Here is a 10,069-nt window from a genome sequence, read left to right as displayed (position 1 = left end):
TTATAAATTTTTCAGGGCTTGTTTTATGATAGTTTCAACATCTGCGTCTTGTTGATTTGTCATAATTTTTTCCACAACACGTTCAGCTTGCTTTTTTGCAAAACCAAGCACTTCTAAAGCAGATAACGCTTCATCTTTATTGGTATTGCCTTTAGAAACAGAAACTTCATCAATATCATAAATCTTTAAGATTTTATCTTTTAAGTCTAAAATAACACGCTGTGCTGTTTTAGCACCAATACCTTTTATTGATTGAATTAAAGCCACGTCTCCAGTTGCGATACCCTCTCTAATTTGTTTTGGTGTTAAAGAGGATAACATGGTACGAGCAATACTAGCACCAATACCACTTACAGAAATTAATAATCTAAAAATTTCACGCTCTGCTAAAGATGAAAAACCATATAACGTGTGAGCGTCTTCTTTAATCTGTAGATGTGTGTATAGTTTTAGATTTTCTGCGTCAGGAATTTGAGAATAAGTATGTAACGATATATTTAACATATAACCTACGCCATTGCAGTCAATAACTACATGAGTTGGATTTTTCTCAGCAAGTTTCCCTTGAATATGAGTTATCATTTAGAGCTATTCATTAAACAACCAAATGTAATAAAATTATTCACATTAAAAAGGGCTAATCATCAGCATGTTCTAATTCCCATTTTTCTTTGTGTTGAGCATCAATTACAGCGATAGCCGTCATGTTTACAATTTCATCAACACTAGCACCTAGTTGCAGTATATGAACAGGTTTTCTCATTCCTAACATAATAGGTCCTATCGAATCTGCTTCATGTAACTCTTTTAATAATTTATATGTAATATTTGCAGAATCTAAGTTTGGAAAAATCAATGCATTTACTTTTTTTCCGACTAGTTTTGAAAACGGAAACCGCTCCTTAAGCATTTCATCATTCAAGGCAAAATCTGTTTGTAATTCACCATCAACTATCATATCAGGGTAATTTCTATGTAATAAAGAAACTGCTTCCCTAACTTTTGATGCCTTATCACTAATTGATGAACCAAAATTAGAATACGATACCATAGCTAATACTGGTGTTAACCCAAACATTTTGATAACTCTAGATGTCATTTGTGTAATTTTGGCTAGAGTTTTAGCATCCGGATCTATGTTTATAGAAGTATCACTTAAAAATAAGGGGCCTCTTTTCGTCATCATTAAATTTGTTGTGGCCGCTCGACTTATTCCGGGCATTAAACCAATAAGTTCCAACATTGGTTTTAATACTGTAGGATAATTTCTAGAGTAACCAGAAATCACAGCATCTGCATCGCCTTCGTTAACCATCATAGCTGCAAAATAATTTCGTTCTCTCATTAAACGTTGCGCTGAATAGTAGGTTACTCCCCTTCGTTTTCGTTGCTCCCAATATACTTTAGCGTATTTATTTTTTCGAGGATTTTCTTCTTCCGTTTTTGGGTCGATAATCATGATATCGCCTTCAAACTCGATTTCTTTCATTAACGATTCAATCGTCTCTTTTCTACCCAATAGAATAGGAATCGCAATTCCCTCTTCATAAACTATTTGAGCAGCCTTTAAAACATCTAACTGATCCGCTTCAGCAAAAACAACACGTTTTGGATCAAGTTTAGCACGGTTCAATAAAAGTCTAACTAGTTTATTATCAGAACCTAATCGCTCAAGAAGCGTGTTTTCATATTTTTCCCAATCTTTAATAGGTTGCTTAGCCACACCACTTTCTATCGCAGCTTTAGCAACAGCTGGCGGTACTTCAGCAATTAAACGTGGATCGAATGGTTTTGGAATGATATAATTTTTACCAAAAGTTAAACGCGTTTCTCCATAAGCAATATTAACTTGTTCTGGAACTGGCTCTTTGGCTAATTTCGCCAATGCATGAACTGCAGCCATTTTCATAGCTTCATTAATTTTTGTAGCACGTACATCAAGAGCTCCTCTAAAAATAAAAGGGAAACCTAACACATTATTTACTTGATTAGGGTGATCACTACGACCAGTGGCCATAATAATGTCCTTTCTTGTAGCAACTGCCAAATCATATTTTATTTCAGGATTTGGATTAGCCATAGCAAATACTATTGGATTCTCTGCCATCACTAATAGCATATCAGGAGTTACAATATCTGCCATAGAAAGTCCAATAAATACATCAGCATCTTTCATAGCTTCATCAAGTGTATCTATTTTTCGATGAGTCGCAAATTCCGCTTTTTGAGATGTAAGACTATCTCTATCTTGCCTAATTACACCTTTACTGTCCAACATCACCATGTTTTCCCGCTTAGCACCGCAAGCTTGATATAAACGTGAACATGAAATAGCTGCAGCTCCCGCACCACTTATTACAATTTTAACGTCTTCTAACTTCTTATTTGCTAGTTCTACGGCATTTAAAAGTGCTGCAGCCGATATAATTGCTGTACCATGCTGGTCGTCATGCATTACAGGGATATCTAACTCCTCTTTTAAGCGTCTTTCAATTTCAAAAGCTTCTGGAGCTTTTATATCTTCAAGGTTTATCCCTCCAAATGTAGGAGCAATATTTTTTACAGTTTCTATGAATTCATCAATATTTTCAGTGTCAACTTCAATATCAAACACATCAATATCAGCAAAAATTTTAAAAAGCAACCCTTTACCTTCCATCACAGGTTTTGAAGCTTCAGGACCAATATTTCCTAACCCTAAAACTGCTGTTCCGTTAGATATTACTGCCACTAAATTTCCCTTTGCAGTGTAGCGGTAAACCAAATCCTTGTCTTTCTCTATCTCTAAACAAGGTGCTGCCACTCCAGGAGAATATGCTAATGACAAATCTCTTTGACTTGCATATTTTTTGGTTGGCACAATTTTTATCTTACCAGGTGTAGGTTTTGCATGGTATATAAGGGCCTCTCTTCGCTTGCTCTCTTCGCTCATAAGGAATAATTAATTAAATGAATTCTATGCAAATCAAAATAGTACTTTTAATTTTTACATTAATCCACAAATATAATAATCCTAATAGAGGATAGCCTTAATCTTTTAAAAAATTGATATTCTTTTCTTATTTAAAACAATATCTATTTAAAAATACAAAATCCTACTTATCCCAGCTTCAGTATAGTTTATTGTGAAATTGTATGTTTTTAGATTTGCAGTAAGATGAGCTACTTCATTTTTATTAATCCATTTAATATCAATTTCTTTATCAGAAGTCTCGTTGATTCTCACATTTCCGGAAAAGGCTTTAGATGTGTTTCGTAATCTCAATAATTTGAGCTGATTTAATACAACTTCTCTTTTAAGACCCTCTTCAATATTTTGTAGTGTTAAATTCGTTCTATTAATTTCCTTATGCCCTCCACTTCCACCAGCATCAGCAGCTTGATAATCATTTTTTCCTGCAAAAATATCTAAATACCATACTTGCGGTGTCCCTGGCATAAATAACTGAATAGCTCTAGCTAGCAATAATTTTTGTTCATCTTCACCTAACGCACTAAAAAATGTAGCATTTACTTGATAATACGAAATCTTGTTACCTTCGGGATCGTATAGATTTTTTACACGACCACCACGTTCCATTATCACACTCATAACAGCTTCAATCTCATCATCTTCCAACAAACCTTTATTATACTTACCATTAACAGATTTCCCTTTTAAGTCTAGTACAGGAATCCCATCATGACACCCCAACATATTTACCGTTTTGTAACCTTTACTAATAATTTCTTTAGCCCAAGTTATTAAGGCTTTATTATTTCCAGTTTCAAGTGTATGAATCGTTAATCCTGGTAAGAAAAAATCGTAAATGCGATAACCTTCTTTAGCTACCTCATCGTGTAAATGCAAACCATATTCCGCATGAATTTCTGGCAAAAGCGTTAAATCATTTGTATCTGCAATCTGTTTAATTCGCTCTAAATATTCCCAAGTACCAGGCTTGTTGAAAAAGTTTGATTGTCCAATCTCTTTGTGCAAATATGCAAAAGCATCTAATCTTAAAATTTTACATCCAAAACGTTTTACTTTTTGTAAAGTTTCCTCATAAAAATCCCAAACTAACTCGGATTTTGCATTTACATCCATTTGCCCTAAAAACGTTTTATCATCGTTAACTTTCTGATAAAAAGTATTCCAATATGGTTGTTCAGTACCATCAGGAAAAGGCACTTTCAAAATTGGAAGCCCTGATTTCCTCATAAACAATTTACTTAGAAATTCTTCTTTAGGGATAATTATTCCATCTTCTCTCATAGCTCCATTACCCTCCCAAAAGGTATTCCAATTGATAAAAAAATCTTTATATTTTGATTTTGCACCGTTTTTTAGTAAATCTTTAAATTGTGGAGATGCTACCGATAAATGATTTAACACTATGTCAAACTTTAATTGAATATTAAGGTTTTCGAGCACTTTTAAATCTTCTTCTGAGACTAAATCCTGATTAAGATCATAATCTATTATAGAAAACCCTCTATCTAGATCACTATTAAAAAATGTTGGTAGTATATAAAACAACGAAAAAACATCTTTAAACTCTGGCTTTTTAAGCATCATTATGGTATCGCTTAATCTATCCCCAATACTATCTGGATAAGCATTTAGCATAACACCATTAGTAATATTAAAATCTTTTGACATCATTTGATTTTATAAAAGTTCAGACAAAATATTTATGTTATCAGGCAGTCTTCCTACATTTTGAAGTTTTAATGCGGCTAATTGAAGGGCTACTTCTAGACATTTTTCAATTGGCTTTTCTTTAATATAGGCGAACAAAAAACCAGACCAAAACGCATCACCTGCTCCTGTTGCATCCTGTACTACATCAATTTGTATTGCAGGTAACTTCACAACAGCTTTTCCTTTTTGAGACAATTTTACACCCTTACTTCCTAAGGTTAAACATACCGTATCAACACCTTCAGAATGGAAAAAATCAAAAATATCTTCGTGTGGCAATTTTTGCTCAAATAACCTAAGCATGTCATCTTCACTAATTTTTACTAGAGGATTAAATTTACAGTATGATTTAATAACCTGAAGTGCTTCTTCTTTACTATGCCATAACTTTTTAGCATAATTTACATCAATGCTTAATTTGCATCCTAAACTAAAAGCTTCTTCTGCCTTTTTTAAAATAGTAGTTTGTGCAGGGTTTTTACTTAAAGCAAAACAGGTTGTGTGATATATATTTGTTTTTAAAAGTAAATCTGTTGAAATTTGATCTTCTAGAATATAAGAATCTGCTTTTCTAAAAGGAATAAAATCTGGTGTACTATCTGTTTTTGATACAAAAATAACACTTGTAGGCTTATCACTAATTGTTTTAATATGATTTGTATTTACGCCAACTCCAGATAATCGTTCAAAAATATACTCTCCAAAACCATCATCGCCAACTGTTGCCACCAAAGCAGATTCTAAACCTAATCTTGCAGAATTCATAGCTACATTTGCAGGCGAACCGCCTAAATATCTATGATAATCTCTTGTATTATTAATAAGCACACCTGTTTGGTGTCCAATGAAGTCTACAAGAACTTCGCCAACACAAAGAATGTCTATATCTCTTATATTATTATTTTTCAAAACTATTTTTCTTGTTAAATTTAATGCCCGCCGCCTCCTAAAACAGAAACACTTGCATCATCTTCATTTGATTTTGGTTGTTTTAGTCTCAAAGCCAAAACACCAGCTATGATAAAAAATACGCCACCAAACAATATGGCATTAACTGCACTATTACCTAATAGATTTTTTACTATGGGCCCAAATGTTACGGTTTGAATACCCATAGGAATAACAATCATCATATTTAAAATTCCCATATATACTCCGCGTCGTTCTTGAGGTACAATTTTAGAAACCATAGAATAAGGAATACCCATCATTGCTGCCCAACCTATACCAAACAAAATCATTGGTAGAATAACTAAAAAAGGGTCTTGTATGTATGGAATACTAAGCATTGCAATTCCTGTTAAAAACAAACTAAACACATATACTTTTTTTCCCCCAAACTTTAAAGCCAATGGTACAAGCGCTAATGCAAAAACTATAGTTGAAACATTATATGTAGTATTCATTTTTGCTGCTTGACTTAAGGCCTCTGAACTATTAAAACCCATACTTTCTTTAAACATGGGTGCTATAAACTGCCAATAGACAAATAAAGCATACCATTGAAACAAGTAAACTCCAGATAATTTCCACATAAACTTAGGCATATCTTTAATAGCTTCAACTATCTCTATTATTGGTGTTTTTAACCTATCTAAAAAAGGTAAGGCATTATGCTTTTTTATCTCTTCAAACTCTTCATCAGATGGTGGAATTTCTGGTGTTTTTAAAACCGACCACAAGATTGTTGAAACGGATAACAAAGCACCTATAAAAAATGAATAATACAACCACTTAGGAATACCACTTGATACCTCAACTGCTTCTGCAGCACCAAACCAATCTTGAAAAAGAAATATAGAAGCATTTGCTAAAACAATTCCTGCTCCAACAAATAAACTTTGCATTTGATACCCAAAGCTTAACTGCTTATTTGGTAATTTATCACCTACAAAAGCGCGATAAGGCTCCATAGCCATGTTATTACCAACATCAAGAATCCACAACAAACCAACAGCAAACCAAAGTGCAGGACTAAATGGAAACGCAAACAAACATAAACTACCTATTATTGCTCCAATTAAGAAGAATGGTTTACGTCTACCCCAACGTGGCGACCATGTTTTATCTGAAATAGCACCTATAATAGGCTGAATAATTAAACCTGTAACAGGACCAGCCAAATTTAATAAAGGTAAATCTTCATGATGAGCTCCTAAAAATGAAAATATAGGATTAACTGCTGTTTGCTGCAAACCAAAACTGAATTGAATGCCTAAGAAACCCACATTCATATTAAAGATTTGCCAAAAGGATAAACTTGGTTTTTTTATCTTCATTTTAATTTAGTTTTTTAAGAAAATTTTCAAAATTAGCTTCATTCATAACAAGTTTGTTACCCAAATCTACAACTGGTAATGATAAGTTATCAACTGGAATTCCTGCCTTTTGAAGTTTTATGAGCATTTCTCTTTGCTTTAGTAAATTTATATCTACATCGTAATAAATAAAATCTATTTTTTTTTCTTTTAAATATGCTTTGGTATCAACACAGAAATGACAAGTATCGCTTCCATAAACAATCAATTTGTTTGATTTATTTTGAGAACTTACATTACTGTTTAAATCTGATTTTTTTATTTGTCCATAACCCTCTTTCCCGATGGTAATCATTAATAATATTGAAAAAACAAACGCCTTCATGTATATAAATTTTAGATTAAAAAGAGCTGGAACTTAAAATAAAACCCCAACTCTTTTATTACAAACTTAAAAATCAAACTAAAACCTTACAGTTTGTTAAAACTTGTATTGTAAAGATAATGTTGTAGAACGACCACTAATTGATCGGGCTCTTACTAAACGATCTGAACCAAAAGCACCATCTCCATTTCCTTCTACTTCAGTTATACCAACTGTATCAAAAAGGTTATTTACACTTAAAACCAGAGCAAGTCCTTTTGTTAAACCAGCTCTACCTATTAAATTAAAGTATGCATAAGCCGGCATTACTAAATCATTATCATCTTGAGCGTACGATTTAGATGTTCCTAAAACACTTAATGCTAAGGCATGTTGTCTATCGTCTCCAAAATTATACGATGGCGATAAGTTGTATACTAAATCAGCTTGTCTTCTTGGTGTATTTCCTTTGTTTGCCCCACCATCAATTTCAGCTTTTGTCCATGTAAAAGATCCATTAAAAGAAAAGTTCTCTCCGAATGCTAAAGCCGTTTCGGCTTCTAAACCTAAAGCTTTGAATGGATTACCTACAGATCTATTTAACTCGTTACTCAAGCCTTCGTCAGTATTACTCATAAAACCTGTTAGATTAAGTGTACCATTTTTAAGTCTTTTCTTAAAACCAACTTCAAGTTGCGATACTTCATCATATTGTACATCTGCTCTACCATTTGTACCGTAGTTATTTCTATCAGCAGCTCTTCCTGATGCTCCAGAACTATATCTTCCAAAGACAGCTGCCCCATCACTTAATTTATAATTAAGACCCGCAGAAAATGAAATAAAATTATAATTATCATCAATTATTTGACCCGCATTACCAACAATAATGGGCACACTTTCCTCAATACCTTCAATAGTTCCATTTCCATTATAATCAAAACTATCTTGACTTGTTGGACCACCAGCAATGTTACCATTTACACGAACATTTTCAAAACGAATACTTCCATCAAAGTTTAACTTTTCGTTAATATCAGCATCAATACCTACATACGGAGAATTTACGTTATGTACAGTATTATATTTACGCTGGCAACAGTTACCCCAAACAGGCGTTCCATAAGAATATTGACCACCTCTAGAAAAACCATCAAAATCAGCTAATCTTGCTTGTCCGCCACCTTTAACTTCTGAAAGAAATGAACTCCACTGCCATCCAATTTTTGTGTTTTGAGTCGCTGTGAACAAACCAGCTGTAACCCCAATATTATCAGTAACCTTTTTACTTACTTTCACATCACCAAAAAAGTTACTCAAATCTTCTATAGAAACATCAAACATATGAATGATTTGTGCTAATCCATTTGATGGACTAAATGCCTCTCTGTCACCATCAGCATAAACTAATGTACCTGTTGCATTTGAAGCATCTCTAGCTGTAGTTTCGATTTCAGAAACAGTTCCTACAGCTGCAGTGAATGGAGCAACCCATTGTCCACTATTATTAGAATACCTTGCTTTACCTAATATTTTCCAGTCATTTGGTAATTTAAAAGAAAACTCAGCACCCAAAGCTTTAGAAATAGGGTTATTCCCATTTCTAACATCATTAACATGTCTTTCCCCAGTAAAAGGAGATGTTCCAGCACTTTGCTGTAAATGAACAGACTGCAATGCATCATTAGTAATATCAAATCCTGGCAAGTTAGAATATGTTGGGTTTGAATTCCCTCCTTCTAATAACATTGGCATTGGCAAGTACATAACTGATCTATCGTTTAAAAACTTCATATACACACGTACATGACCTTTATCGAATTTTTTAGTAATATTTGCTTTAAATTGTCCACCTTTATTTCCTTGATAACCTATTTCTCTTGGACCTTCTCCAGTTCTCATAAATCCACCAATATGATAAGATAACCCATTACCTAATGGTGTACCATATTCAAAATCTAATCTACTAGTTTGGTAATCTAAACCAAAAGTTGTTCCTAAAGACCCTCCTTCAGTAGCACCTGTTTTGCTAATCATATTTATGATACCCGCAGGTCCATTTGATGTTTGCGTAGATGCCGACCCCCCTCTAATAGCTTCAACTCTCCCAACATTAGAATCGATTCTCAAAAAGTTATCTGCATTTCCAAATGATGTATCACCAAATAGATTGAGTGGCAAACCATCTTCTTGAATTTGAAAATATCTTGATCCACCAGATGATACTGGCACACCACGAACATTAAAGTTAGCATTACCTTCACCACCTGAAGACTCAGCACGAATACCTGGTACGTTTCTAAAAAGCTCACCAGCACTCCTAGGTGCAGCTTGTTCAATAAATTTAGCACCTATAGTTGAGATGGAAACACTAGATTCTATTCTAGATTTTGGGTTTACAACTCCTGTTACAATAATCTCATCTAAGGATTGTGCATCTTCTTTCATTGTGAAATCTACAACAACATCTGCACCATCAATTGTTACACTTTGTGAAGTTTTTGCATACCCAACAAAAGTTGCAGATATTGTGTAACTTCCATTTTCTAAATTACTAATAGTATAGTTACCATCGAAATCAGTAACCGATCCTTTAGTAGTTCCATCAAGAATAACGTTTACACCTGGTAAGGGTATTCCCGCTTGGTCTTTTACATTTCCTGATATTGATTGTGCTACAGCAGTACTAACTGAAACTAGCAACATTATCAATAAAAATCCATTTTTTCTAATTGAATTCATTTGTCTTAAATTTTAATTATT

7 protein-coding genes are annotated in these 10,069 nt (G+C 33.5%); all 7 read right to left on the bottom strand.

Translation table 11 applies throughout. The features are described from left to right. Positions 1-582, bottom strand: coding sequence for a Holliday junction branch migration protein RuvA (ruvA, locus tag Q0772_RS06230; RefSeq protein ID WP_298341558.1), 582 nt, complete (start codon positions 580-582; stop codon positions 1-3). Between the two features lie 55 nt (positions 583-637). Next, positions 638-2,932 carry an NADP-dependent malic enzyme gene (locus tag Q0772_RS06225; RefSeq protein ID WP_298341555.1) on the bottom strand — a complete coding sequence of 765 codons (2,295 nt, stop codon included), beginning with the start codon at positions 2,930-2,932 and terminating at the stop codon, positions 638-640. A gap of 147 nt (positions 2,933-3,079) precedes the next feature. After that, positions 3,080-4,645 carry a sucrose phosphorylase gene (gene gtfA / locus Q0772_RS06220; RefSeq protein ID WP_298341552.1) on the bottom strand — a complete coding sequence of 522 codons (1,566 nt, stop codon included), beginning with the start codon at positions 4,643-4,645 and terminating at the stop codon, positions 3,080-3,082. 6 nt (positions 4,646-4,651) lie between these two features. Continuing rightward, entirely contained in the window at positions 4,652-5,593 is a 942-nt protein-coding gene (locus Q0772_RS06215) for a sugar kinase (RefSeq protein WP_298341548.1), read from the bottom strand. A 20-nt stretch (positions 5,594-5,613) separates the two neighbouring features. Next, positions 5,614-6,963 (bottom strand): MFS transporter, encoded by a 1,350-nt coding sequence (locus Q0772_RS06210; protein WP_298341545.1) that lies wholly within the window; start codon positions 6,961-6,963, stop codon positions 5,614-5,616. A 1-nt stretch (position 6,964) separates the two neighbouring features. Next, entirely contained in the window at positions 6,965-7,327 is a 363-nt protein-coding gene (locus Q0772_RS06205) for a glutaredoxin family protein (RefSeq protein ID WP_298341542.1), read from the bottom strand. 96 nt (positions 7,328-7,423) lie between these two features. Continuing rightward, the gene (locus Q0772_RS06200) at positions 7,424-10,048 is read right to left on the bottom strand and encodes a TonB-dependent receptor (protein WP_298341539.1); all 2,625 of its coding nucleotides are present in this window, start codon (positions 10,046-10,048) and stop codon (positions 7,424-7,426) included. Between the last annotated feature and the right edge of the window lie 21 nt (positions 10,049-10,069).

The organism is uncultured Algibacter sp. (assembly GCF_947490405.1).
In the GTDB taxonomy this organism is placed as follows: Bacteria; Bacteroidota; Bacteroidia; order Flavobacteriales; family Flavobacteriaceae; genus Algibacter_B.
This window is presented reverse-complemented; position numbering and strand designations above follow the sequence as displayed.